The following is a 24,365-nucleotide window of genomic DNA, read 5'->3' as shown; positions in this document are numbered from 1 at the left end:
CCAGTGAAAATTCCATTTATTGTTTCGGATAGTTTCTAGTTGGACATATTGGTTATTGAACGCCAAAAGGAGGGAATACATTGAAAGATGAAAACGAAGTAACAGGAACGAATGAAACGGAAGATACGTTAACAAATAGGCAGGGACATCCAGTGACGAACAATCAAAATGTTCGTACTGTAGGAAATCGTGGACCAACAACATTAGAAAATTATGATTTTTTAGAGAAAATAAGTCATTTTGATCGAGAGCGTGTTCCAGAGCGTGTTGTTCATGCTCGGGGTGCGGGAGCACATGGATATTTTGAATCATATGGTACGGTTGGCGATGAGCCAGTTTCAAAGTATACAAGAGCGAAAGTATTCCAAGAAAAAGGAAAGCAAACACCTGTATTTGTCCGCTTTTCTTCTGTTGTTCATGGTGGACATTCTCCTGAAACATTGCGTGATCCAAGAGGCTTTGCGGTAAAGTTTTATACAGAAGATGGAAACTGGGACTTAGTTGGTAATAACTTAAAGATCTTCTTTATTCGTGACCCTTTGAAGTTTCCAGATTTAGTACATGCATTTAAGCCAGATCCAGTAACGAATATTCAAGATGGTGAACGTATTTTCGATTTTGTCTCAAATACCCCTGAAGCAACCCATATGGTAACTTTCTTGTTTTCACCTTGGGGCATTCCAGCGAACTATCGTATGATGCAAGGTTCTGGGGTAAATACATATAAATGGGTGAACAAAGAGGGAGAAGGATTTCTTGTAAAATACCATTGGGAACCTAAACAAGGCATTAAAAATTTAACGCAGGAAGAAGCAGACGAGATTCAATCCAAGAACTTTAACCATGCAACACAAGATTTATATGAAGCGATTGAAAATGGAGATTATCCTGAGTGGGAGCTTTTTGTCCAAATTTTAAGTGATGATGATCATCCTGAGCTTGATTATGATCCACTTGATCCTACGAAGCTTTGGTACAAAGAAGATGTTCCTTGGCAGGCAGTAGGTAAGATGGTGCTTAATAAAAATCTGGAAAATTATTATGCAGAAGTAGAGCAAGCTGCATTTGGGACTGGTGTTCTTGTAGATGGGCTTGATTTCTCTGATGATAAACTTTTACAAGGAAGAACGTTCTCTTATTCGGATACTCAACGTTATCGTGTAGGAACAAACTATTTGCAACTTCCAATTAACTCACCGAAGAAGCATGTGGCGACAAATCAACGTGATGGCCAAATGGAATATAAAGTGGACCAAGGGAAAAATCAAAATCCTCACGTAAATTATGAACCTTCCACAATTGGTGGCTTAAAAGAAGCAGAAAATCCAGGGAAGGAACATACCCCTTATGTAGAAGGGGAATTAAAAAGGGAAACGATTGACCGTACTAATAATTTTGGACAAGCTGGAGAGACGTACAGAAGACTCTCTGACTTTGAACGTGATGACCTTATTAAAAACTTAGTAAATACATTAGCTCCATGTAGAAAGGAAATTCGTGATCAAATGATCGAGAATTTCACACAAGCTGATCCTGATTATGGAAAGAGAGTCGCTGACGGGATTGAAGCGAAGATGAAAGGGATGGAAACAGCCGAGTCTGGTCCAATTGGCACAACCAAAACAGAACAAGCCGTTCAAGATGCGCAAGATAAAAGCCATCCATCGGATCCTTATTAAGAAAAATAAAGAAAATAGAGTCAGACCCCTCTTTAGTGTAGTAAAGAGGGGTCTGACCCCTTTTTTAAGAAAAGCTGCTGCGCGCCTTTCTTATGTACCTGGTACTGGGTTGTTTGCCTTTGCTTTGTAAATTCGATATAAAACAAAAGCGAAGATCGATAGTGCAATTCCTAGCATATAAGGCAAGCCGATTGTTACGGTGAAGAGCCAGCCGCCAAGCGGTGGGCCGATAATTCGGCCAAGAGAGTCAAATGAAGACAAAAGGCCTGTCGTACGACCATAGCCTGTTGGAGAGGCCTTTGTCAGTAATGAAGAAACACTTGGACGTATTAAACCATTTCCTACACCAAACACGGTCAAAAAAATAGCAGCAGTTAGAAAGCTATCAATAAATAAAATAAGACCGAAGCCGATTGCTGAAATAATAATGCCAATTTGTATAACCGATCCTTCTCCGTATTTCTTCGTTAGTCTTCCAACTAGGCCTCCTTGAACCAGTGCACCTGCTAACCCCATGATCATAAAGATATATCCTAACTCCACTGCTCCTAAATTTGCTCTTTCATAAGCAAAGTAAGCAAAAGTTGCTTCAAGTCCAGCTAGTGACAAAGAGACAAACCATTGCAAAATAAACAGAATGGAAACAGGCCCTTTCAAGGCTGCCCGTAACGGAGTTCTTTCACGTAATTGTTTGTTACGCTGCTCTTGTGTTAATGATTCTTTTAAAACGATGAATACGAACAGAAATGTAATGATCGATAAAGAACCGGCTAAATAAAACGGAACACTTAAATTCGTTTGCGAGAAGACGCCACCAATGGCAGGTCCAAAAATAAATCCTAGACCGATAGAAGCACCTATGATTCCCATTCCTTTCCCACGGTCGTCCTCTGATGTAATATCGGCAACATAAGCCATAACTGTAGGCATATTGGCAGCAGAGAAGAACCCTCCAATAATTCTTGCTGCAAAAAGCATCCAAAGAGTAGATGATACAGCTAATAAGAAAAAGGAAAGAGCCAGGCCGAAAATGCCAATCATGATCACGGGTTTTCGACCAATTTGGTCTGAGACTCGTCCCCACATTGGCGCAAATAGAAGTTGCATAAATGAATAAACAGCCATTAACAAACCTAATTGTGTAGGAGTAGCTCCTATTTCCTCAGCATAGAAAGGCATTACAGGAATAATAATTCCAAAGCCGACCATGACAAGAAACATAACTGCAAATAGAACAGGTAAAGCTTTCTTTTTTTCCAAAATGTATGTTCACTCCAGTACTAGCTAGTTTTTTTCTCGGCTTAAGTATAATAGCTTGTCTTACTTATATGTAAAAAAGCTGTAAAGGTCTATTATACAATGCTTTTTATTGTTCTTTCTAGTCGAACTTCGTTACAATTTGAAGAGCAGAACAAGTGCATGCTCTTTTAGATGCTTGTGATGAGTATCACAGTTTCAGCAGTTTAAAAGTGGTACTTTTAATTTACTTGTTTAGTATAACATCACAATAACATATGATTCCGTATTAGGGATTCTGCGTAACGAAGGAAGCAGGTTATAGCAGAAAAATGTCAGCCCCCTCTTTAGTTTACTAAAGAGGGGGCTGACCCCCGGAACTTATTTCCCGGAGATGTAATCGCCGTTTTTACCGCCTGTTTTGCTTAGGAGGAAGGTGTCTTTTATAATCATGCTTTTATCTACTGCTTTACACATATCATAGAAAGTTAATGCTGCTGCTGATACAGCTGTTAATGCTTCCATTTCAACACCGGTATTTCCTTTACATGAGACTTCGGCTTGGATGATTAATTCATATCCATCTGTTGCTTCCTTGTATTCAAACTGGAAATCAACTCCTGAAATTTGGATAGGATGGCACATAGGGATAATGTCAGGTGTTTTTTTCGCTGCCATAATTCCAGCAATTTGTGCAACTTGAAGAGGATCTCCTTTTTTTATTTGCGCATTTTGAATGGCTTCATATAGTTCTTTTTTTAGAAGGATTGTACTTTGGGCTACAGCGGTTCGTTTTGTTTGGTCTTTTTTAGAAATATCAACCATCTTCGGACGGCCTTTCTCATTCCAGTGTGAAAATTCACTCATACTTTTGCACTCCTTGTCTTTTGTCTATTTTCCATTCACTTTCATAGTTAATATTCGTAAATTCTCGTTTAGAACTAGGGAAGTGTATATAGTTTACTTTTGCTTTTTGCAGCAATGGTTGCATACTTTTTCGGTTATTATCAATTAGCTCTTCTGCCAAAGGCAAACATCGACGATGATACATGGCAATCAGAGGCTGTTTCTTGTCTCCTGTAACTGGAACGATTGCATCATAAGATGAGCCGATTGCATAATTCAGTAATGAATTGATGATATTTTTAGAGATAAAAGGGATGTCTGCAGCTAGTACAACATACCAATCAACATCTTGAATGGACTGCATGGCAAAGGTCAACGCATATAATGGACCGTTATGCTGCTTTTTCTCAATAAGTAATGTAGCATTAGTTACATCGAATTGCTTAGAAAGAGACGTATTCGTAATGATATAAACCGAATCAACGCCACTAGTTATTAGGGCATTTATACTGTGTTGATAAAAAGGAAGGCCGTTATAACGTTCAAACATTTTCGGCTTTCCGTAGCGTGAAGATTGTCCACCAGCTAGGACTACACCTGCTCCCCTCATTTCTTTACCAATTCTTCAGCAAAATGAGGCATAGTCGGTAAAATTAATTTTTCCATAGCTAGTTTTACAGCGTTTGTCGACCCGGGCAAGGCATAAATAGCTGTAGATTGTTTGCTTCCAGCAACAGCTCTACTAAATAAGGCTTTTGGCCCGATTTCTTCATAGCTTAACATTCGGAATAATTCACCGAACCCGTCCATCTGCTTATCTAAAATCTGAGAGACGGCTTCATATGTAACATCTCGTGGAGAAAAACCAGTGCCACCGTTTAGTATAATTGCTTGAATATCAGTATTTTCGGTCCACGTTTTTACAACATCTTGAATCATAAGGAGTTCATCTTTTACGATTTGATACTCAATAATTGTATGATTTTCAGATTGTAAAAGCGATTGAATGGTTTGACCACTGCGATCATCCTCTTTACTTCGCGTGTCTGAAATCGTTAAGATAGCAACATTTATACTTTTGGAAGTATTTATATTATGCATAAAGTCATTCACCTTCCTTTTTTATGTTAGAATGATTTATTATACCTTAATTAATAGTAACAGCTTTTTTGGAATCAACCAATAATTCGCCGATAATGGATGAGGAAAAAGGGAGGAATAGACATGGAAATCAAACACGTTAGCGATAAATACTTGCGCCCATTACAAGATTTGCGTATATCAATTATGGACAAGTGTAATTTCCGCTGTTCCTACTGTATGCCGCAAGAAGTATTCGGCGAGGATTATGTGTTTATGAGAGAAGAAGAATTGCTCTCATTTGATGAAATTGAGCGATTGGTTTTACAGTTCACCAAGTTAGGAGTTAAGAAACTTCGCTTAACAGGCGGAGAACCATTACTTCGAAAAAATGTACCTAACTTAATTAAGAGACTATCAATAATTTCGGGGATTGAGGATATCGCCTTAACTACAAACGGAGTCCATTTAGTGAAACAAGCGAAATCGCTAAAAGAAGCAGGCCTGATGCGTGTGAACGTCAGCTTAGATGCACTTACAACGGAAATCTTTCAAAAAATGAATGGGAGAAAAGTGACGTCAGCAGTCGTCTTAAAAGGAATTGATGCAGCATTAGAAGCCGGGCTTCAAGTGAAAATTAACATGGTTGTAAAAAAAGGCGTCAATGAAGGGGAAGTTATTAGATTAGCTCGTTACTGTAAAGATAGAAATATCCCGTTACGCTTTATTGAATTTATGGATGTCGGCCAAACAAATGGCTGGGATTTCTCTCAAGTTGTAACGAAAAAGGAATTACTAGAAAAAGTTTCAACGATTGCTCCACTAGAAGAAGTGGAAAGAGACTATCTAGGTGAAGTCGCAACGAGATATCGATATAAAGGGACAGACACTGAGATTGGAATTATTTCGTCTGTTTCAGATACCTTTTGTGGAAATTGTACGCGTGCCAGAGTTTCAGCAGATGGAAAGCTATATACTTGCTTATTTGCTGAGGGTGGATATGACTTACGCTCCCTTATTCGAACAGGTGCTTCAGACAGAGAAATAGAGTCAAGAATAACGGAAATTTGGCGGTCTCGTACAGATAAATATTCAGAAGATCGAACGGAAGAAACAGTGAAAAACCGAAAGAAAATTGAAATGTCCTATATTGGTGGGTAGAATAGTGCAAGGGGATTCCCCTTGCATTTTTATATGATGTTTGGAATGATAAATATAGTATTTTCTAAATATTTAAAACGGAGTGAGTGCTGTGGTAGAAAAGCGAAAGCCGATCCAAGTTGAAGAAGCAGTAAAAAGAGTAATGGAACAAGATGTGAACCCAAGTTCTGAAACGGTTAACATAGAAGACAGTTATGGAAGGTTTTTGGCAGAAGATTTACTAGCGTCTCACGATGTACCAGCGTTCGATCGTTCTCCGTATGATGGGTTTGCTATTCGATCTGAAGATACGAACGAAGCGAATTCGGGCAACCCAATTGAATTTGATGTTGTTGGGGAAATTGGTGCAGGGTATGTCTTTGAAGGGGAAGTCAAACCATTTCAAGTTGTGAGGATTATGACAGGGGCTCCGATTCCAAAGGGCTGCGACGCTGTTGTTATGCTTGAATTAACAAAAGAAATTAGCGAAAAAAGAATATTAATCAAACGTTTGTTTAAAAAAGGAGATAATATCTCTTATCAAGGGGAAGACACAAAAAAGGGAACAGTGTTAGTAAAAAAGGGCACGCAAATTAATCCAGGTATAGTTGCTTTACTTGCAACGTTTGGTTATCATCAAGTCGCTGTTGCAAAAAAGCCAGTTATCGGTGTGATCGCAACAGGAAGTGAACTACTTAACGTTAATGAACCACTTGCTCCAGGGAAAATTAGGAACTCAAATGCATATATGATTATGGCCCAAATTGAGAGAGCGGGTGGACAAGCCGTTTATTTCGGGAAATTAAACGATGATTTTGACGCTTGTTTAACTGCAACGAAAGAAGCTCTGTCAAAAGTCGATATGTTAATTACAACAGGTGGCGTCTCTGTAGGAGATTATGATTATGTACCAGCAATTTTAAAGGAGTTAGGAGCTACCGTTCTCTTTAATAAAGTAGCGATGAGGCCAGGAAGTGTGACAACCGTTGCAAGTGTTGGTGGAAAAATGGTGTATGGGTTATCTGGGAATCCTTCAGCTTGTTATGTTGGATTTGAGTTATTTGTCCGTCCAATGTTACGAAGAGCGTTATATAATACATATCCACATCTTCAAAAAGTGAAAGCTACTTTAGGAACTGATTTTACAAAACCCAATCCTTTTATGAGGCTGGTTCGAGCAAAAATAGATTTTATCGAAGGGAAATTAGTTGCTTCTCCTTCTGGCGTTGATAAATCGGGTATCGTAAGCTCATTAGGTGGAGCTGATTGCTTGTTGCTTTTACCTGGAGGAACAAGAGGATATGAAAAAGGGATGTCAGTTGATGTATTGTTACTTGAGGATCATCAAGGGAGTGAATGGCCTTGGAACAATATTGTCCCATCTTACAGGTAGTTGGCTATCAAAATAGCGGGAAAACAACCTTAATGGAAGCACTTATTAAAAGGTGCAGTGAATCGGGACTAAGGGTAGCAACCATTAAGCACCATGGTCATGCAAGTCCGCAAAGAAATGAGAGTAATCTGAAGGATAGTGAGCGTCATCAAGAGGCAGGAGCTGAAATTACCGCAGTTGAAGGGGGAGGCTCTTTACAGATTCATATAAAGAATCAAACATGGTCTTTAGAGAAAATGGTGAAATTATACGAAAGCTTTTCGCCTGATATTTTATTGGTAGAAGGTTTTAAAAAAGAGCACTATCCAAAGGTTGTTATCCTTCGTAGTGAAAAGGATGTTGATTTGTTACAAGCAAGCAATATAGTCTGTGCGATTACATGGAAGCCCCTACGAAATTATCAACAAGAATTTCCAATCTTTCACGTTGATGATACGTCAAAATCTATAGAATATATTTTACAGAAATTGAGTGATAAACATGAGTCAACTATTTGATATCATAGATACGCCTTTATCCATTGAAGAAGTAGTGGCTAAGGTGACTAGAAGAGAATGCGGGGCCATTGCAACGTTTATTGGAACAGTAAGAGAGTTAACACATGGAAAACGAACGTTAAAGTTAGAATATCAAGCTTATAAACCGATGGCGGTAAAAATGCTAGAACAAATTGGCCAAGAAGTTCGTGTTAAATGGCCTGGGTCAACGATTGCAATTACACACCGTGTAGGGACATTGGATATATCCGAGATTGCTGTTATTATAGCTGTTTCCACTCCTCACCGTAAAGCAGCTTACGAAGCAAATGAATATGCTATGGAGCGGATCAAGCAAATTGTCCCAATATGGAAGAAAGAGTTTTGGGAGGATGGTACAAAATGGGTTGGCGATCAACTAGAACAGACGGCTTACCCCGAAGGGAAACCCAGTATTAAGGGGGAAGAAAATGATTAAAGTCTTATTATTTGCTGAACTTCAAGAAGAAGCAGGTACAGATCAAGTTGAGGTTGATAAAGCTGGTGTAACGGTAAATGAAGTCAAGTCTTGGTTACAAAAACAGTATAATTTAACCTCACTTGAAAATACGATGATTGCGATAAACGAAAGCTATGCGGATGAAGACGAAGTAGTAAAAGATGGAGATGTGATTGCTTTTATTCCTCCTGTCAGTGGAGGTTGAAGCATAGAGACCCCCCCTGATCGCTATAAATCAGGGGGTTTTTTCTATGCTTTTAGTAAAGTAGCAATCGCTTCATTGCGAGTAAGCTGTTCTTCTTTTTCAGCTAGATCATACTTCTTTAACAAATGAAATAATTCGTTTAACTGAATTTGCGTTGGATTCGCAGCAAGAAACGTTTGACATTCTATAAAAAGCTCAGCAGGCAAAAAAGATTTTTGGGAATCTAACTTAGAAAGAACATCTTCTAAAGGGTGATCTAATTTACAAGAACTCATACAATCCCTCCTTCCTTTAGTTTACCTTATTTTCAAGGATAATGCGTTCTGGGTGTGAGTAAATATTAAAGGATGACCCTCTAATAAATCCAACAGCTGTTATATTTAAGTCTTCTGCAAGTTGTATTGCTAAATCGGTAGGAGCTGACTTTGATAAGACAATACCGACCCCGATTTTAGCGGCTTTTGTTAATATTTCTGATGAAATACGACCACTAAATACTAGGATTTTGTCTCTAACAGAGATTCCATTTAGCAGTGAATATCCATATAGTTTATCGAGTGCGTTATGCCTCCCTATATCTGAGCGACTAATAATGAGTTCATTGGCCGTACAAAGAGCGGCATTATGAACGCCACCCGTAGTTTTAAAAACAACACTAGCATCATGCATTTTCTTCATTAGATCAATACATTGTTTAGCTGTAACCATTGTAGATGTCATCGATGTTTTTGCTGTGCGAACATCATTTTGAAAATAAAATTGCCTGCTTTTTCCGCAACAGGAACCGATAAATCGCTTAGAGAAATACTGCTGGTTCCGAACTTCATTAGCATGTAAATGGACGTAGGCAAAACCACGGTCATGATCAATAGTAAGTTCCTTAACTTCTTTTTTGAAGCGAATAACCCCTTCTGATGCTAAAAAACCAATGACCATTTCTTCAAAATCTCTTGGACTACAAACCATTGTAGCAAATTCTTCATTATTTATATAAATAGTCAAAGGGAACTCGATTACAATATCATCTTCTAACTTAGAGAAATGATGATTATTATACTTGATAATGGATCTATTTGAACTTAGTGAATCAGTCAAGCCAATTCCCCCTTTTTATATTAGAAAAGCAGTAATGTATCAAATATAAACACATTCTCTTATAACTGACAAGACTCTTAATAGAAAAACGAACATAAAAGCTATAAATGTACAATATAAATATATTGAATTTTTTTTGAAAACAAGGTATGATTTATTTACATTCATAAATCTGTAACATTTAATGATCGAGATAGCGATCCTGTCTTCGATATTAAGTGAGAAGTTGTTGTAAGCGATTACTATTGGTGTAAAGTAGCGAAACCTGCTTGAAACTAATCGTCGTGCTTTTTTAGGGAATCTTTTTTCCTTTAATAAGTTACGTCGATTTTTTTATGTTCTAGGAAGAAAAGGAGTGAACAAAATGGGAGAAGCGAAAGGGAAATTAAAGAATCGTTGGTTGATTGCATTAGCTGCCGTTGGGATTCATATTTCAATAGGTTCAGTTTATGCGTGGAGTGTTTTCACGAACCCAATTAGGGATCAACTAGGCTGGGATTTAAGTGCAGTCTCTTTAACGTTTAGTATAGCGATTGTATTTTTAGGTTTATCTGCAGCCTTTATGGGGCATTTTGTTGAGAAATATGGCCCGAGAAAGTCAGGTTTAGTGGCAGCAACATTCTTTGGTATTGGATTAGTTGGTGCAGGATTTGCTATAAATTTAGAGTCTATTGGACTTTTGTATTTCACATACGGAGCACTCGGTGGAATTGGTCTTGGTGTTGGTTACATTACACCTGTATCAACTCTAGTAAAATGGTTTCCAGACCGTCGTGGGTTAGCAACAGGACTTGCGATTATGGGTTTTGGTTTTTCAGCTATGATTGCTAGCCCAATTATGGCAAATTTAATCGATTCAGTCGGGATTGCTAATACATTTTTCTCTTTAGGTATTATTTATTTTGTCATCATGCTAGCTTCAGCTCTTTACATTGAAAGGCCGCCTGAAGGCTATATGGCAGAAGTACAAAATAACGGTAAAAGAGTTAAATCAGATCTTTCACAATTAACAGCAAACGAAGCAGTGAAAACAAGAAGGTTTTGGTATTTATGGGTGATGTTATTTATTAACGTAACTTGCGGAATTGCCATTTTATCTGTTGCCTCACCTATGGCTCAAGAAATAGCTGGCCTCTCAGCCGCTGCGGCAGCCACGATGGTCGGTGTAATGGGGGTATTTAATGGTTTAGGACGTATTGGTTGGGCATCTGTATCAGACTACTTAGGCCGTGCAAATGTCTATACAGCATTCTTTATCATCCAGATTGTAACGTTCTTTGCTCTACCTAGTATTACACATGCAATTTTATTCCAAGCAGTATTGTTCTTAATTCTTACTTGTTATGGTGGTGGATTTGCAGCTATCCCAGCCTATATTGGAGATCTATTTGGGACAAAGCAACTTGGTGCAATTCACGGATATATTTTAACGGCATGGGCATTAGCTGGACTCGTTGGACCCATTCTAGCATCTTGGATTCGGGAAACAACTGATAGTTATGCGGGTACTCTTTATATTTTTGGATTTATGTTTATTGCGGCATTGATTGTTTCTATAGTGATCCGTATTGATATTAAGCAATTAAAAGAAAAGAACGAAGTAAGGAATTTAGCTAGTTAACCTATTTGACATTTAAAGTTACTCGAACTACTCTTTTAGTAAGTAAAAGAAAATGAGGGTACAGGAAATGAACAAATACGAAGCGGAATTTAGTAATTTAGTACGTTCCTTCCGAAAGAAGCATATGGGTAAAGGACCAAGCAAAATAAGTACAACATTTTGCAAAAAATGGGCGATATGTGAAATGGAAGGGAACCTTTCGCCTGTTGAGAAGTTTATCGCAACAGCAGATGAAGGAAAGCAAATGTTACGGGCTGCACGAACAGAAATGGTCAAAGATATGTATCGGAAAAATCCGCCTGCTGAGATGGAAGAGTTCTTACAGTGTGAATTTTTAGACCTATATGTTGATATCGATATTGAAAAAGACTTTGGCATATCGATATTTGTATTTGATGAAGATATTGAAGAGAAATTTTCAAAAAAACTATAGATTTGGTTTGGTACTTAGTAGCGATCCTGCAGAAGACTTAACCACCGTCCATACCACAAAAAAATTGGGGTAGTACGGTGGTTTTTTTATTGAAATGACCATAGAAATTAAGTAATAGTATTTGGGGGAGTGAGTGATCATGGGAAAAACAAAACATCAAGGACCGATAAAAGCAACAAAAGCACTTCAACCGAAACATTGGGTAAGTCCAATTCCATTTGGTCTTGGAAAGATGAAGCCGAAACATATTCGTGATTCAATAAAAATTGCTTGGGATAATAAAGATAATATTGGATATGCAACGAGAATTTTAACAAAAGGTGTTTGTGATGGCTGTGCATTAGGCGTTTCAGGAATGTTTGATCAGACGTTAAAAGGCCCTCATATGTGTACAACAAGACTTAATGTACTTAGATTAAATACGGCTCCGGCTATTAAAGAAGAAGTATTGCATGCTGATATTGATGAATTAAGAAAGTATGACAGTACAGAATTGAGAAAATTAGGGCGGATTCCTTATCCTCTTATTCGCCGCAAAGGAGAGCGAAAGTTTTCTCGTTTAACGTGGGATGAGGCAATGGATATGATTGCTGACAAGATGAAGCAATTAAATCCAAGACAATATGCGTTTTACTTAACATCAAGAGGAATCTCAAATGAATCGTATTATGTGGCTGCAAAAGTAGCACGGTTCTTAGGTGCAAACAACATCGATAATGCAAGCCGCATTTGTCATTCACCAAGTAAAACAGCGTTAAAACGCTCTATTGGAGTCGGTGCATCTACTTGTAATTATCAAGATTGGTTTGGAGCAGATGTTCTCTTATTCTGGGGAAGTGTCGCATCGAATGCATCACCAGTCTCAACAAAATATATGCTAGAGGCGAAAAAACGCGGGGCAAAAATTATCGTTATTAACCCTTATAAAGAGCCAGCGATGGATAAATACTGGGTGCCATCAAATGCAGAATCTGCTTTATTTGGAACGAAGCTTGCTGATGATTTCTATCAAGTCAATATCGGTGGAGATATCGCCTTTATGCAAGGGATTATGAAGCATTGGTTTGAGATGGAAGAGGGCGTTCATGGTTCAGCTATTAATCATGAATTCGTTCAGGAACATGTCAATGAATATGAGGAATTAAAAGCACATGTCGTCGCCCAATCTTGGGGTGAAATTGTTAAATCATCAGGAATTACGAAAGATAGAATTATTGAGTTATCAGAGCTATTAGCGAATAGCAAAAATGCTGTATATGCGTGGGCATTAGGGTTAACGATGCATGCATTTGCATCAGATAATATTTCCCAAGTAGCGAATCTTGCTCTTCTTCGTGGACACATAGGACGCAAATACAATGGGTTAATGCCGTTCCGTGGTCACTCTTCTGTTCAAGGGTCTGGTGAAATGGGAGCAGATCCATTCGTATTACCAGGTGGAGATTTTGTTGAAGACAATATCGCGCGCATGGAAAAAAATTGGGGATTTAATATTCCTAGATGGCAAGGAGATGTTGTAGGGGTAACCTTAGAAAACATCGTTCTTCCAGAAGATCATGAACGTAAAATAAAATTATACTATATGTCAGGTGGAAACTTCTTAGAAACGATGCCTGATCCGAAATTTATTGAAAAGGCATTAGCTGAATTAGAGATTCGAGTTCATCAAGATATTATTCTTAATACATCTACACTAGTGGATGCCAAAGAAGCTGTTATTGTTCTTCCAGCGAAAACTCGTTACGAGCAAGATGGAGGCGGTACGTCTACATCAACAGAGCGAATGGTCTATTTCTCGCCAGAAATTGAAGGAAATAAAAATCATATCGAAGAAGCACGTTCAGAGTGGAAAATTTACATTGATCTTGCTAAGCGAGTGAAGCCAGAGTTTGCACATTTAGTAGATTTTAAAACAGGACAAGAAATTCGTGATGAAATAGCAATTGCTAATCCAAATTATGATGGAGTTCAACATCTAAAGAAACAAGGCGATGTATTTCAATGGGGAGGAGCATGGCTTTGTGAAGATGGAATCTGTCCTACTCCAGATGGAAAAGGAAACCTGCTTCCTGTTGACATTCCTGATATGGGTAAGAAAGAAGGACAATTTGTTCTTACGACTCGTCGTGGAAAGCAATTTAACTCTATGGTATACAAGGAAACGGACCCATTTAATAATGCAGAGCGATATGATGTCCTCATTAATGCAGAAGACGCTCATGAGTTAAGCATCGCTGAAGGCGAGGGTATTGTCATTCATAATGGGTTTGGTGTCTTTCAAGGAAAGGCGAAATATGCAGATATTTCAAAAGGGAATTTAGGCGTTCACTTCCCAGAAGGAAACTTCTTATTGCCAAAAGGAAGATATGAAAAACTAGCGAAAATTCCAGACTACAATGTTACTGTAAAAGTTGAAAAGGCAGATCGCTACAATGCCAGAAAAGACACGAAATATGTTGAAAGAAGAATAGATGATTTAGAGATGTCTGCTCCAAGTTGATAATAGATAGGGTTGTCTCTTAGAAACAAATCTAAGAGGCGGCTTTTTTCTGTATTAGAAGATGAGACTATAAAAAGCGCGGCTTTCCTAGAGAATAAGAGAGTATAAAGAACTGGAGGGTTTTTCGAGGGAGCCTGAAAGCAATTACAATGATGCACAATGGCTCCACACGTCGCGCGCCTGTTCTGAGAAGACCACTCAGAACAGGCTTAAAAAGAAGGCGACGGCTCTGCACATTGCATCTAATAAAAATGCCGCTGCACGGCTTTTTTATTTTTTGACAATATGCATGTTTATTGATTTAATAGGCGAAGATGCTACAGAGGAGTTGGTACAAGTGTCTTCGCAACATTTTGTAAATCAAAAAATATTTCCTGCTGCAAGAACGATAAAGGAATTTGAAAAGTTGTTAAAGAGCAAGTTTGAAGTCATTATCTTATTGAATAGTCATATTGGTCAGCTAAAAAGTTTGATTCAATTAGCGAATAAAGCTGGGAAAAAGGTTTTTATGCACGTTGATTTAGTTCAAGGATTAAAAACAGATGAATATGCGACTCAATTCATTTGTCAGGATATTAAGCCAGCTGGCATTATATCAACAAGAAAAAATGTCGTACTAACGGCTAAAAAACATTCAATTATTGCCGTTCAACGTTTATTTTTGTTGGACTCTATTGCCTTAGAAACAAGCTATAAATTATTAGAAACAACAAAGCCGGATTATATAGAAGTACTTCCAGGAGTTATGCCGCATATTATACAAGAAGTGTATGAGAGAACGGGGATTCCTATTATAGCTGGGGGTTTGATCCGTGAAAAAAGTGAAGTAGTGAAAGCATTAGAGGCAGGAGCAATAGGAGTGACTACTTCAAGGCAAGAGTTGTGGAATTTTTAAAAAAGTAATAGGGCAACAGAAATTTGTTTATAAAAACATTGACAGCGTTTTCTTGTTTTGTTTTAATAGTTAATAAGTTAATAGATTGTGACGGAGATTTGGAGACGAGCAAATGACCTATTCATTAAATTGATAGGTCCCTTTGCTCGTCTTTTTTTCTTTTTTCGGGAAAATGAAAACGTTCTGTTAAACTCGCAGAAGGAGCGAGATGATACGTTTACAGATCTTTTGTTGCGTTCTAACGATAGGGGGGAAATATGACCGTGCTACCATTTATGGGAGAATTAATCGGTACAATGATTTTAATTATTTTTGGAGGAGGGGTTGTAGCAGGCAGTGTGTTAAAGAGGACGAGTTCTGAACAAGGTGGATGGATTGTCATTACATTTGGTTGGGGATTAGGGTTAGCAGCGGCTATTTATGCGGTTGGGAACATAAGCGGTGCTCATTTAAACCCGGCGGTCACGATCAGTTTTGCGTTAATTGGGCAAATTTCATGGGGAAATGTTCTGCCATACATTGTAGCTCAACTTATTGGTGCCTTTATAGGCGCTGTACTAGTGTGGTTGCATTATTATCCACATTGGGAGCAAACACATGATAAAGAAGCCAAGTTAGCTGTTTTTTCAACTTCACCATCAATCAATCATAAACCTGCTAATTTTTTTAGTGAAGTATTTGGAACATTTATGCTTGTAATGGGGTTATTAGCGATTGGGGCAAATGATTTCACAGAAGGGCTAAACCCTTTAATTGTTGGGTTATTTATCGTCGTGATTGGAATGTCATTAGGTGGGACAACAGGGTATGCGATTAATCCGGCGCGAGATTTAGGTCCAAGGTTGGCTCATTTTCTTTTGCCAATAGCAGGAAAAGGCAGTTCGGATTGGACTTATGCTTGGATCCCGATCGTGGGTCCTCTAATAGGAGGATCGCTGGGTGCCCTCAGCTATTCTGCACTTTTTGAAGGAAAGGTTTACCCCGTTATCTGGGTTGTACTCATACTCTTTTTGGTAACATTATATATATGTATGAAACAAGAAAGTAAGAGAGTAGAGTTGCATCAACAAACAGAAAGTACAATTACACAATAAGCGAAAATTGAACATAATTTGGGGGAATTATTATGGAGAAAAAATTTATTTTAGCTTTGGACCAAGGCACAACAAGTTCAAGAGCAATTCTATTTGATAAGAAGGGATCAATAGTAGCTGTAGAGCAAAGGGAAATTGAACAAATCTATCCTCAGCCAGGATGGGTGGAACATAATGCCAATGAAATATGGGCATCAATTCTTGCAGTTATAGCTGGTGTAATGCTCAAAGCCAATATTGATAAAGAAGAAATTGCCGGTATAGGGATTACAAATCAAAGAGAGACGGCTGTAGTTTGGGATAAGCATACTGGGAAGCCTATTTATAATGCGGTTGTTTGGCAATCAAGACAAACAGCAGGGATATGCGAACAATTAAAAGAACAAGGCTATGAAAATATCGTCCGGGAAAAAACAGGATTGCTCATCGATGCTTATTTTTCAGGAACGAAAGTAAAATGGATTTTGGACCATGTAGAAGGGGCAAGAGAAAGTGCAGAAAAGGGCGATCTATTATTTGGAACGATCGACACGTGGCTTATTTGGAAGTTGTCAGGCGGAAAAGTGCATGTAACGGATTATTCCAATGCATCAAGAACCATGATGTATAACATCCATGACTTGAAGTGGGATGACGAACTTCTATCTATGTTAGATATACCAAAGGCAATGCTACCTGAGGTGAAGCCATCGTCGTACATTTACGGAACAACGGTTGATTATCATTTCTTTGGTGCCGAGGTTCCAATTGCGGGAGCGGCTGGTGACCAACAAGCTGCGTTATTTGGGCAAGCTTGTTTTGAAGAAGGTATGGTAAAAAATACGTATGGTACAGGTTGTTTTATGTTGATGAACACAGGGGACCATGCGGTAAAGTCAGATCACGGACTTTTGACTACGCTTGCTTGGGGAGTAGATGGTAAAGTTGAATACGCTCTTGAAGGGAGTATATTCGTTGCTGGTTCAGCGGTTCAATGGTTACGAGATGGACTACGAATGGTTAAGTCGGCAAAAGATACAGAACAATACGCAGAAAGAGTTAGTTCCTCAGAGGGGGTATACGTTGTCCCTGCTTTTGTAGGTCTTGGGACGCCTTACTGGGATAGCGATGTAAGAGGAGCTGTGTTTGGTCTTACTCGTGGGACAGAGAAAGAACATTTTATTAGGGCGACTTTAGAGGCTTTGGCCTATCAAACAAAAGATGTCGTAACCGCTATGGAAGCCGATTCTAGTATTAAAGTGAAGGCGTTACGAGTGGATGGTGGAGCTGTTGCAAATAATTTTCTCATGCAGTTTCAAAGCGATATGTTAGGGGTACCGGTTGAAAGACCAAGAGTTCAAGAAACAACAGCGTTAGGCGCAGCCTATTTAGCTGGATTGGCAGTTGGTTTTTGGGAGAATAAAGATGAAATTAAAAATCAATTAGAGCTCGACCGTCGTTTTGAAGCAGCTATGCCAGAATCTGAACAAAAATCACTCTATCAAGGGTGGAAAAAGGCTGTAGAAGCTGCAAAAATATTCAAATAAGTCTTGAAATTTGTTGGAAGTGCAGTATAATTTTAAGTAAGTTAATATTGGTCGGAGATTAGGAGAAGACCACAACACTCTAATTAGCTCGAAGCTAGTTAGAGATGTTGTGGTCTTCTTTTTTTCTTTCATTATTTTAATAAGGGGAGATATACATGCCAACATTCGCAAGCAAAGAACGTGAAACGATTTTAGAAGATATAAGTAGTAAAACATTGGATCTATTGGTAATTGGAGGGGGGATTACAGGGGCTGGTATTGCTCTAGACGCTCAAGTGAGAGGATTAGAAACAGGCTTAATTGAAATGCAAGATTTTGCAGCTGGTACATCAAGTAGGTCTACTAAACTTGTACATGGAGGTCTTCGATATTTAAAGCAGTTTGAAGTGAAATTAGTCGCAGAAGTAGGGAAAGAACGTGCGATTGTTTATGAAAATGCACCTCATGTTACAACCCCAGAGTGGATGCTTTTGCCAATGATTAAAGGGGGGACATTTGGAAAATTCTCAACATCGATTGGACTAAAAGTATATGATTTCTTAGCTGGTGTAAGAAAGCATGAACGCCGCAAAATGTTAAATAAACAAGGTGTTTTGAAAAAAGAGCCGCTTGTACGTAAAGATCGTTTAAAAGGTGGAGGAATCTATGTTGAGTATCGAACAGATGATGCTCGCTTAACGTTAGAAGTAATGAAAGAAGCAGTAACAAGAGGAACAAAGGCAACAAATTATACAAAAGCAGAAGGCTTTATTTACAAGAATGGAAAAGTGGTTGCTGTAAAAGTAAGGGACCTATTGTCTGGTAAAAAGTACGAAATCTATGCGAAGAAAATTGTTAATGCAGCAGGACCATGGGTAGATACTCTTCGTGAAGAAGATGGGTCTAAAAAAGGGAAGTATTTGCATCTTACAAAAGGAGTTCATCTCGTTATTGACCAAAGCCGCTTTCCACTTAAGCAGGCCGTTTACTTTGATACAGAAAAGGACGGTCGTATGGTCTTTGCCATCCCTCGTGACGGAAAAACGTATGTTGGAACAACGGATACGTTCTACAACGAAGATATTATGCATCCTAGAATGACAGAGGAAGACAGAAACTATATTATAAATGCTGTGAACTATATGTTTCCTTCAGTGAAACTAACTGCTAAAGATATCGAATCAAGTTGGGCAGGGCTACGTCCACTCATTCATGAGGAAGGAAAAAGTGCCTCAGAAATTTCTCGTAAAGATGAGATTTTCATTTCAGATACAGGATTGATCTCAATTGCAGGTGGAAAGCTCACAGGTTACCGGAAGATGGCTGAACGTATTGTAGACTTAGTTGCAAAAGAGTTAGGTAATCAAAAGCCATGTACAACGGCTAAAATCAAATTATCAGGTGGAAATGTTGGTGGTTCTGTTCAGTTTGAATCCTACGTTGAGAAAAAGGTCGCTGAAGGTGTGGCGCTTGGATTAAACAAAACAGAGGCTAAACGTGTCACGAAATTGTATGGATCTAATGTTGATAAAGTGTTTTCTCGCTTAAAAAACAATCAAGAAGAAGCGAAAAGAAGTCAACTTCCTCCTTTACTTTTAGCTCAACTTCAATATGGGATGGAGGAAGAAATGGTTTCAACTCCTACGGATTTCTTTAATCGTCGCACGAGTGCATTATTCTTTAATATTAAATGGGTAGAAGAATGGAAAGGATTAGTGACTGACTATATGGCTAAAAAGTTACGTTGGTCTAAAGAGGAGAAGGAGAGACACCTTGCCTATCTCGCTACCGAACTGCATTACGCCAAAAATCCAATTGACCCATTAATTGACCAAAACAAAGTTAGTTGAAGATGAATGGGAGAATACGGCAGTAATAAACCGTATACTCCCCTTTTTTATGGAATTAAATAAACGTTGTTTAAATCCTTGAATGGACTTATAACAGTGAGTGGAAAAGTTAATTAAACGTTTGATTAATTAATTATTTATTTTATTAACAAGTGAATAATAGGTTTCAAGACATTATAAGAAGGGGAATGCTATAATATGGATAAGGAAAGGTGGGGTTTTAGGATGTTAAACGAAAAACTAAAAAAAGCGTTAAATGATCAAATGAATTTTGAATTTTATGCCGCTCATTCGTACTTAGCTATGGCAGCTTATTGTTCCGATGAAAGCTTAGACGGGTTTGCTAACTTCTTTCTTGTCCAAGCGGAGGAAGAACGATTTCATGCGATGAAGTTTTACAATTTTATTAATTCACTAGGGGAAAGAGCAACGATTCAATCATTACCAGAACCTAATAACACGTTCACATCTGTTTTAGACGCATTCAAAAAGGCGCTGGAACAAGAGAAGGAAGTAACGAAGAAAATTTACCACCTGTCTGATCTAGCTCTCGATGATCGTGAACATGCAACAATGACATTCTTGAAGTGGTTTATCGAAGAACAAGTGGAAGAAGAAGATATGTTTGATAGCATTATTCAAAAATTAAAGCGGATTGATGATGATAGCAATGCATTCTTTATGTTAGATGACGAGTTTGCAAAGCGTACTTTCACACCAGAAGCTAAATAAAACAAAAACTCCCACAAGGGAGTTTTTGTTTTATTTCAAGAATGAACGTAACATCCAGTTGTGTTTTTCAAGAGATTGATGGATCGCAAGTAACATGTCAGCTGTTGTTTCATCCCCTAACGAATCAGCTGCTTCCATGCCTTCTTTTAACTCATCAATTAATGTATCGAAATCATCTACTATTTCACCTACCATCGACTCAGCATCTTGATTTCCACTAGCTTCTTTAACAGATGCCGTTTCAAGAAACTCTTTCATCGTTGCAACCGGGTGTCCTTTAAGTGCAAGGAGACGCTCTGCTAACTCGTCAATATGTGTAGAAGCTTCGTTGTATAATTCTTCAAACTTATCATGTAATGTGAAAAATGCTGGCCCTTTTACATACCAATGATAATTGTGTAGTTTAATAAATAAAACACTCCAGTTTGCAATTTGTTTGTTTAAGATTGATGATACTTTTTCTTGACTCATACGTTAACCTCCTTTAATGATCTTCACTTTACTATTTCCCATTAAAAGAAAATTATAAACCAATTTTTTCTATTGAAAAGTGACAACTTTATATTGAAAGTCTCCGCCGTGTACTTGAGTGAACATTGTACCAGCCGCTTGAAGTAACTTTGAAGCTTCATCAATTTCCATTGAAGGTCGTAAGTAAAAAATGTGAAGAGCTGAAGTCGTTTCTTCCGTAACCTTAGACCTCATGGAGTCAACAATTGGACTGCCAAAAGCTCCTAGTTGATCGGCACTAACAAGTTTAGTGCACATATCATTTTCACGTCCGTTCACGCCATCGTACGCTTCATTTTCTAAGCCTAGTCTAAACGTAATATCTCCTTCAATAGAGGCTAAATCGTAAATGCCTAAAGGAATTACATATTCTAATGAAAAAAATGTATTCAAATCAACAGCAGAGTGAACAAGCGGGAGAGGTTGTCCCTTTTTTACCCGGCGATATAGGGCTTCATGAGATGGACGATATCTACTAGCATTCATGTTGAGCGATTTAAAGACTTGACGCCACTCGGCAATGCCTTTAAAATCGGATAGTTCTTTTGTCTCTAATTCTACTTTTAATGTTTCTTGAAAAAATTGTAAACGTCCTTTTAACATTTGAGGTGAATCACTAATCACGATATTATTGTAATGGATTGCCCCTATTTTAAACGTAGGTATCTTGGATGAAATGGATTCATCAATAAATAAATTAATCATGAGTGAGTTTCCTCCTGCTATTTTTTGTTTCATTGTAGCACATTGGTAGGAAAAGGATGAAGAAAGGTGATCGACCATGTCACTTGCCCAATTAAAGGATGAGCTAATTGCATATAGTAAAACAATAGGAGTTGACAAAATTGGTTTTGCTTCTGCGGACCCATTTTTACAATTAAAAGATCGACTTCTTATTCAACAAGAGCTAGGTTATCAATCTGGATTCGAAGAACCTGATATAGAGAAGAGAGTCCAACCGGAAAAGCTTGTAGAAGGGGCAAGAACAATTATTTCTATTGCGCTTGCTTATCCTTCAAAGATGAAAGATCCACCAAAAAGCACACGTGAAGATCGCAGAGGGGTCTTCTGCCGAGCTTCTTGGGGGAAGGATTATCATGATGTGTTGAGAGAAAGGCTTAAAAAAATAGAACAATTCTTGCAGGAGCGTATACCTGAGGCTTGGACTAAGTCAATGGTTGACACGGGTGAGCTATCAGATCGGGCCGTAGCTGAACGCGCAGGGATCGGGTGGAGTGGAAAAAACTGTGCGATCATCACTCCTGAGTTTGGAAGCTATGTGTATTTAGGGGAAGTGGTAACGACCATTCCATTTGAACCTGACATACCAATTACAGAACAATGCGGAACTTGTAATAAATGTGTTGACGCATGTCCAACGGGGGCTTTAGTACAAGGGGGGCAGCTAGACTCTCAAAAGTGTATAGCTTATTTAACTCAAACGAAGGACTTTCTTTCTGATCAATTTCGTAAAAAATTAGGAAATAGACTTTACGGCTGTGATACATGTCAGCAAGTTTGCCCTGAAAACAAAGGGAAGGATTTTCATATCCATGAAGAAATGGAACCGGACCCAGAAATAGCAAAACCAAAGCTAATTCCATTGCTTACAATGAGCAACCGAGAGTTTAAAGAGAGATTTGGCCATATATCAGGTTCATGGAGGGGAAAGAAACCGATTCAACGGAATGCGATCATTGCTTTGGCCCATTTTAAAGATAAAAAAGCATTGCCGGTTTTAATCGAGTTGCTTAAGAAAGATCCAAGACCAGTTATTAGAGGGACAGCAGCTTGGGCTATTGGTGAAATAGGTAGCTTAGAGGAGTATTCTGTACTCAATAGAGCGAAAAATACCGAAAAAGATGAAAATGTTGTCCGAGAAATCGAAAAAGGGCTTAATTTGATAGAAAATAAGCATTGATTAACAAGCGAATCTTGTTTTACTAATGTAAGATAAGGAAAAGATTGGACATTGGAAGGAAGGGATTATATGACAACGCAATTAACACACTATGTCGATGAAATGAATAGTCCCCTAGGTACTCTTACAATTGTTGCTACTGAAAAAGGCGTTTGTCACATTCATTTTGGAGAGCTATCCAAATGCTCAGCTTCATTGAAAGCTTGGTTAAAAAAGCAAGGAAGAAAAGGTGACGTGATACGCTGTAAAGAAACCCTACACCCCATTTGTGAACAGTTAGAGGATTATTTTGCGGGTAAAAGGGATCATTTTGATGTTCCACTTGACTTATGTGGGACGGAATTTCAGAAAAAAGTGTGGAACACGTTAAAAGAAATCGAATACGGACAAACGAAGTCCTATAAAGAAATTGCGCAACAAGTAGGTGCGCCTAAAGCAGTTAGGGCTATTGGCGGAGCCAATAACCAAAATCCGGTTCCGATTATTATTCCTTGCCACCGTGTCATAGGAAGTAATGGAAATATGGTAGGGTATGGTGGCGGCTTAGATAAAAAAGAGCTTCTCTTAAGTTTAGAAGGAGCAATAGAGAAAATATCGTAAGAAAGGATGACTTAGTCATTCTTTTTTTTTTGAATTATAGGATGACACTTTTTTCAAATGCTAAACCGTTAGCTAACTTTTGGTTCATTTCGAACAAGCTGCGAGGCATAGGTTGTTATAGAAGAAAGGAGAATGTGGTATGAACCAAAAGATTGTAACACAACTACATCGAATGATTGAAGAAAGAAATCACCAATTGGTTGAAGAGACAAGAAGTGAAAATGTAGATAGTCTAGTTGAAAAAAAGATAAACATGAACAAAGAAAGAGGAGCTGAAATTGTTCGTTCTTTTGTTGAGGGAGATATTATACGTAAATCTCGTATGGAAGACCATTTATATATTGATTACCTTCAGCGTTGTGAATATTTAATAAAACTAAAAGATCAAGTGTACCTTGAAGAACAGGTAGAGAGTAGAAGAGCAACGTTTGTTGGTGACCAATTGGTAGAAGATAACGTTTTTGAGTCACAGGAACAAGAGAGGGAAGTAAAACAGAACGATCAAATGATTCGTGAGGGAAATAAAAGTACTTCCAATCGCTCGTATAATCGTCTTGAAGCAGTCCGTTATGCTGAAAGGTGGTGGGATGATTATAATCCTAAATATCGTAAGTTTACGGATAACTGTACAAACTTTATATCGCAATGTTTACATGCAGGTGGAGCAAGTATGAATGGGTATCCAAACCGTTCAAGTGGCTGGTGGTTCAGATCCGATAACTGGAGTTATAGTTGGTCGGTTGCTCATGCATTAAGGTGGTATTTGAGTGGGTCAAATAGTGGTTTAAGAGGAGAAGAGAAAGAAAGTGCAAAAGAATTAGAACCGGGAGATGTCATCTGTTATGACTTTAATGGTGACGGTAGGTGGCAGCATACTACCATTGTTGTAGATAAAGACTCCAACGGGGAACCTCTCGTAAATGCCCAAACAACAAATAGCCGTATGCGCTATTGGAAATACGAAGACTCAACCGCTTGGACACCAAATATTAAATACAAATTTTTCAAGATAATAGGATAGATTTCGTACCAAAAGGGCGCTCTTCCCTTTTGGT

At 38.3% G+C, this 24,365-nt stretch carries 25 protein-coding genes; 17 read left to right on the top strand and 8 right to left on the bottom strand.

Translation table 11 applies throughout. The annotated features are described in order from the left end of the window. The first annotated feature begins 80 nt into the window (after positions 1-80). The gene (gene katX, locus AC1FXP_RS14315; protein ID WP_480062520.1) at positions 81-1,679 is read left to right on the top strand and encodes a catalase KatX; all 1,599 of its coding nucleotides are present in this window, start codon (positions 81-83) and stop codon (positions 1,677-1,679) included. 90 nt (positions 1,680-1,769) lie between these two features. Here the strand turns inward: katX and AC1FXP_RS14310 are convergent, their stop codons facing one another. The 4 genes from AC1FXP_RS14310 to AC1FXP_RS14295 all read right to left on the bottom strand — a co-directional run bounded on the left by AC1FXP_RS14310 (position 1,770) and on the right by AC1FXP_RS14295 (position 4,862). Beyond that, a complete protein-coding gene (locus AC1FXP_RS14310) occupies positions 1,770-2,939 on the bottom strand; it encodes an MFS transporter (RefSeq protein WP_480062518.1) in 1,170 nt (389 codons plus the stop codon). A gap of 357 nt (positions 2,940-3,296) precedes the next feature. Beyond that, positions 3,297-3,782, bottom strand: a complete 486-nt coding sequence (gene moaC, locus AC1FXP_RS14305) for a cyclic pyranopterin monophosphate synthase MoaC (protein ID WP_480062516.1) — start codon at positions 3,780-3,782, stop codon at positions 3,297-3,299. Beyond that, the gene (locus AC1FXP_RS14300) at positions 3,775-4,371 is read right to left on the bottom strand and encodes a molybdenum cofactor guanylyltransferase (protein WP_480062514.1); all 597 of its coding nucleotides are present in this window, start codon (positions 4,369-4,371) and stop codon (positions 3,775-3,777) included. Before AC1FXP_RS14300 ends, moaC begins: the two co-directional genes overlap by 8 nt. Next, entirely contained in the window at positions 4,368-4,862 is a 495-nt protein-coding gene (locus AC1FXP_RS14295; protein ID WP_480062512.1) for a MogA/MoaB family molybdenum cofactor biosynthesis protein, read from the bottom strand. The genes AC1FXP_RS14300 and AC1FXP_RS14295 overlap by 4 nt, the downstream gene beginning before the upstream one ends. Positions 4,863-4,985: 123 nt before the next feature. On the opposite strand from AC1FXP_RS14295, the gene moaA reads away from it, so the two are divergent. The 5 genes from moaA (at position 4,986) to moaD (ending at position 8,554) form a co-directional block, all read left to right on the top strand. After that, entirely contained in the window at positions 4,986-6,002 is a 1,017-nt protein-coding gene (gene moaA, locus AC1FXP_RS14290) for a GTP 3',8-cyclase MoaA (RefSeq protein ID WP_480062510.1), read from the top strand. 91 nt (positions 6,003-6,093) lie between these two features. Next, entirely contained in the window at positions 6,094-7,374 is a 1,281-nt protein-coding gene (locus AC1FXP_RS14285) for a molybdopterin molybdotransferase MoeA (RefSeq protein ID WP_480062508.1), read from the top strand. Further along, positions 7,338-7,871 (top strand): molybdopterin-guanine dinucleotide biosynthesis protein B, encoded by a 534-nt coding sequence (mobB, locus tag AC1FXP_RS14280; RefSeq protein WP_480062506.1) that lies wholly within the window; start codon positions 7,338-7,340, stop codon positions 7,869-7,871. Before AC1FXP_RS14285 ends, mobB begins: the two co-directional genes overlap by 37 nt. Continuing rightward, on the top strand, positions 7,855-8,328 hold the full coding sequence (locus AC1FXP_RS14275; RefSeq protein WP_480062504.1) for a molybdenum cofactor biosynthesis protein MoaE: 474 nt from the start codon (positions 7,855-7,857) through the stop codon (positions 8,326-8,328). The genes mobB and AC1FXP_RS14275 overlap by 17 nt, the downstream gene beginning before the upstream one ends. After that, complete coding sequence (moaD, locus tag AC1FXP_RS14270; protein ID WP_480062502.1) at positions 8,321-8,554, top strand: molybdopterin converting factor subunit 1; 234 nt, start codon at positions 8,321-8,323, stop codon at positions 8,552-8,554. Before AC1FXP_RS14275 ends, moaD begins: the two co-directional genes overlap by 8 nt. Before the next feature lie 44 nt (positions 8,555-8,598). Here the strand turns inward: moaD and AC1FXP_RS14265 are convergent, their stop codons facing one another. Then, positions 8,599-8,829, bottom strand: a complete 231-nt coding sequence (locus AC1FXP_RS14265) for a hypothetical protein (RefSeq protein WP_480062500.1) — start codon at positions 8,827-8,829, stop codon at positions 8,599-8,601. Positions 8,830-8,845: 16 nt separating this feature from the next. Then, complete coding sequence (gene fdhD, locus AC1FXP_RS14260) at positions 8,846-9,649, bottom strand: formate dehydrogenase accessory sulfurtransferase FdhD (protein WP_480062498.1); 804 nt, start codon at positions 9,647-9,649, stop codon at positions 8,846-8,848. A 364-nt stretch (positions 9,650-10,013) separates the two neighbouring features. Between fdhD and AC1FXP_RS14255 the strand changes: the two genes are divergently transcribed. The 8 genes from AC1FXP_RS14255 (at position 10,014) to AC1FXP_RS14220 (ending at position 20,279) form a co-directional block, all read left to right on the top strand. After that, complete coding sequence (locus AC1FXP_RS14255; RefSeq protein ID WP_480062496.1) at positions 10,014-11,270, top strand: L-lactate MFS transporter; 1,257 nt, start codon at positions 10,014-10,016, stop codon at positions 11,268-11,270. Positions 11,271-11,337: 67 nt separating this feature from the next. Next, positions 11,338-11,703 (top strand): Na-translocating system protein MpsC family protein, encoded by a 366-nt coding sequence (locus tag AC1FXP_RS14250; RefSeq protein ID WP_480062494.1) that lies wholly within the window; start codon positions 11,338-11,340, stop codon positions 11,701-11,703. Positions 11,704-11,842: 139 nt separating this feature from the next. Further along, on the top strand, positions 11,843-14,203 hold the full coding sequence (locus AC1FXP_RS14245) for an FdhF/YdeP family oxidoreductase (protein WP_480062492.1): 2,361 nt from the start codon (positions 11,843-11,845) through the stop codon (positions 14,201-14,203). 337 nt (positions 14,204-14,540) lie between these two features. Continuing rightward, positions 14,541-15,098: a glycerol-3-phosphate responsive antiterminator gene (locus AC1FXP_RS14240; RefSeq protein WP_480062490.1), complete on the top strand. Its 558-nt coding sequence runs from the start codon at positions 14,541-14,543 to the stop codon at positions 15,096-15,098. Between the two features lie 263 nt (positions 15,099-15,361). Beyond that, positions 15,362-16,192 (top strand): MIP/aquaporin family protein, encoded by an 831-nt coding sequence (locus tag AC1FXP_RS14235; RefSeq protein WP_480062638.1) that lies wholly within the window; start codon positions 15,362-15,364, stop codon positions 16,190-16,192. A gap of 32 nt (positions 16,193-16,224) precedes the next feature. After that, entirely contained in the window at positions 16,225-17,718 is a 1,494-nt protein-coding gene (gene glpK, locus AC1FXP_RS14230; protein WP_480062488.1) for a glycerol kinase GlpK, read from the top strand. Between the two features lie 155 nt (positions 17,719-17,873). Then, positions 17,874-19,547 (top strand): glycerol-3-phosphate dehydrogenase/oxidase, encoded by a 1,674-nt coding sequence (locus AC1FXP_RS14225; RefSeq protein ID WP_480062486.1) that lies wholly within the window; start codon positions 17,874-17,876, stop codon positions 19,545-19,547. A gap of 225 nt (positions 19,548-19,772) precedes the next feature. Further along, positions 19,773-20,279 (top strand): ferritin, encoded by a 507-nt coding sequence (locus AC1FXP_RS14220; protein WP_480062484.1) that lies wholly within the window; start codon positions 19,773-19,775, stop codon positions 20,277-20,279. 30 nt (positions 20,280-20,309) lie between these two features. On the opposite strand, the gene AC1FXP_RS14215 is transcribed toward AC1FXP_RS14220, so the two are convergent. Further along, the gene (locus AC1FXP_RS14215; protein WP_480062482.1) at positions 20,310-20,750 is read right to left on the bottom strand and encodes a Dps family protein; all 441 of its coding nucleotides are present in this window, start codon (positions 20,748-20,750) and stop codon (positions 20,310-20,312) included. 69 nt (positions 20,751-20,819) lie between these two features. Then, entirely contained in the window at positions 20,820-21,494 is a 675-nt protein-coding gene (locus AC1FXP_RS14210) for a B3/B4 domain-containing protein (RefSeq protein WP_480062480.1), read from the bottom strand. A 76-nt stretch (positions 21,495-21,570) separates the two neighbouring features. On the opposite strand from AC1FXP_RS14210, the gene queG reads away from it, so the two are divergent. The 3 genes from queG (at position 21,571) to AC1FXP_RS14195 (ending at position 24,331) form a co-directional block, all read left to right on the top strand. Continuing rightward, positions 21,571-22,710: a tRNA epoxyqueuosine(34) reductase QueG gene (queG, locus tag AC1FXP_RS14205; protein WP_480062478.1), complete on the top strand. Its 1,140-nt coding sequence runs from the start codon at positions 21,571-21,573 to the stop codon at positions 22,708-22,710. 69 nt (positions 22,711-22,779) lie between these two features. Continuing rightward, positions 22,780-23,310: a methylated-DNA--[protein]-cysteine S-methyltransferase gene (locus tag AC1FXP_RS14200; RefSeq protein ID WP_480062476.1), complete on the top strand. Its 531-nt coding sequence runs from the start codon at positions 22,780-22,782 to the stop codon at positions 23,308-23,310. A gap of 139 nt (positions 23,311-23,449) precedes the next feature. Next, positions 23,450-24,331: an amidase domain-containing protein gene (locus tag AC1FXP_RS14195; RefSeq protein ID WP_480062474.1), complete on the top strand. Its 882-nt coding sequence runs from the start codon at positions 23,450-23,452 to the stop codon at positions 24,329-24,331. The last annotated feature ends 34 nt before the right edge of the window (positions 24,332-24,365 follow it).

The sequence above is a fragment of the Halalkalibacter sp. HAAS-P013 genome (assembly GCF_056619925.1).
Note: the sequence above shows the minus strand (reverse complement) of the source record. Positions and strands in the feature narration are given on the sequence as shown.

Excerpts from the sequence above, each read along its gene's own strand:
- AC1FXP_RS14250 (WP_480062494.1), top strand. The coding sequence starts at position 11,338 with ATGAACAAATACGAAGCGGAATTTAGTAATTTAGTACGTTCCTTCCGA.
- AC1FXP_RS14265 (WP_480062500.1), bottom strand. The coding sequence starts at position 8,829 with ATGAGTTCTTGTAAATTAGATCACCCTTTAGAAGATGTTCTTTCTAAG.
- AC1FXP_RS14210 (WP_480062480.1), bottom strand. The coding sequence starts at position 21,494 with ATGATTAATTTATTTATTGATGAATCCATTTCATCCAAGATACCTACG.
- moaA (WP_480062510.1), top strand. The coding sequence starts at position 4,986 with ATGGAAATCAAACACGTTAGCGATAAATACTTGCGCCCATTACAAGAT.
- AC1FXP_RS14215 (WP_480062482.1), bottom strand. The coding sequence starts at position 20,750 with ATGAGTCAAGAAAAAGTATCATCAATCTTAAACAAACAAATTGCAAAC.
- mobB (WP_480062506.1), top strand. The coding sequence starts at position 7,338 with ATGGCCTTGGAACAATATTGTCCCATCTTACAGGTAGTTGGCTATCAA.
- AC1FXP_RS14195 (WP_480062474.1), top strand. The coding sequence starts at position 23,450 with ATGAACCAAAAGATTGTAACACAACTACATCGAATGATTGAAGAAAGA.
- AC1FXP_RS14225 (WP_480062486.1), top strand. The coding sequence starts at position 17,874 with ATGCCAACATTCGCAAGCAAAGAACGTGAAACGATTTTAGAAGATATA.
- AC1FXP_RS14255 (WP_480062496.1), top strand. The coding sequence starts at position 10,014 with ATGGGAGAAGCGAAAGGGAAATTAAAGAATCGTTGGTTGATTGCATTA.
- AC1FXP_RS14295 (WP_480062512.1), bottom strand. The coding sequence starts at position 4,862 with ATGCATAATATAAATACTTCCAAAAGTATAAATGTTGCTATCTTAACG.
- AC1FXP_RS14245 (WP_480062492.1), top strand. The coding sequence starts at position 11,843 with ATGGGAAAAACAAAACATCAAGGACCGATAAAAGCAACAAAAGCACTT.
- AC1FXP_RS14300 (WP_480062514.1), bottom strand. The coding sequence starts at position 4,371 with ATGAGGGGAGCAGGTGTAGTCCTAGCTGGTGGACAATCTTCACGCTAC.
- AC1FXP_RS14220 (WP_480062484.1), top strand. The coding sequence starts at position 19,773 with ATGTTAAACGAAAAACTAAAAAAAGCGTTAAATGATCAAATGAATTTT.
- glpK (WP_480062488.1), top strand. The coding sequence starts at position 16,225 with ATGGAGAAAAAATTTATTTTAGCTTTGGACCAAGGCACAACAAGTTCA.
- moaD (WP_480062502.1), top strand. The coding sequence starts at position 8,321 with ATGATTAAAGTCTTATTATTTGCTGAACTTCAAGAAGAAGCAGGTACA.
- AC1FXP_RS14200 (WP_480062476.1), top strand. The coding sequence starts at position 22,780 with ATGACAACGCAATTAACACACTATGTCGATGAAATGAATAGTCCCCTA.
- queG (WP_480062478.1), top strand. The coding sequence starts at position 21,571 with ATGTCACTTGCCCAATTAAAGGATGAGCTAATTGCATATAGTAAAACA.
- AC1FXP_RS14275 (WP_480062504.1), top strand. The coding sequence starts at position 7,855 with ATGAGTCAACTATTTGATATCATAGATACGCCTTTATCCATTGAAGAA.
- moaC (WP_480062516.1), bottom strand. The coding sequence starts at position 3,782 with ATGAGTGAATTTTCACACTGGAATGAGAAAGGCCGTCCGAAGATGGTT.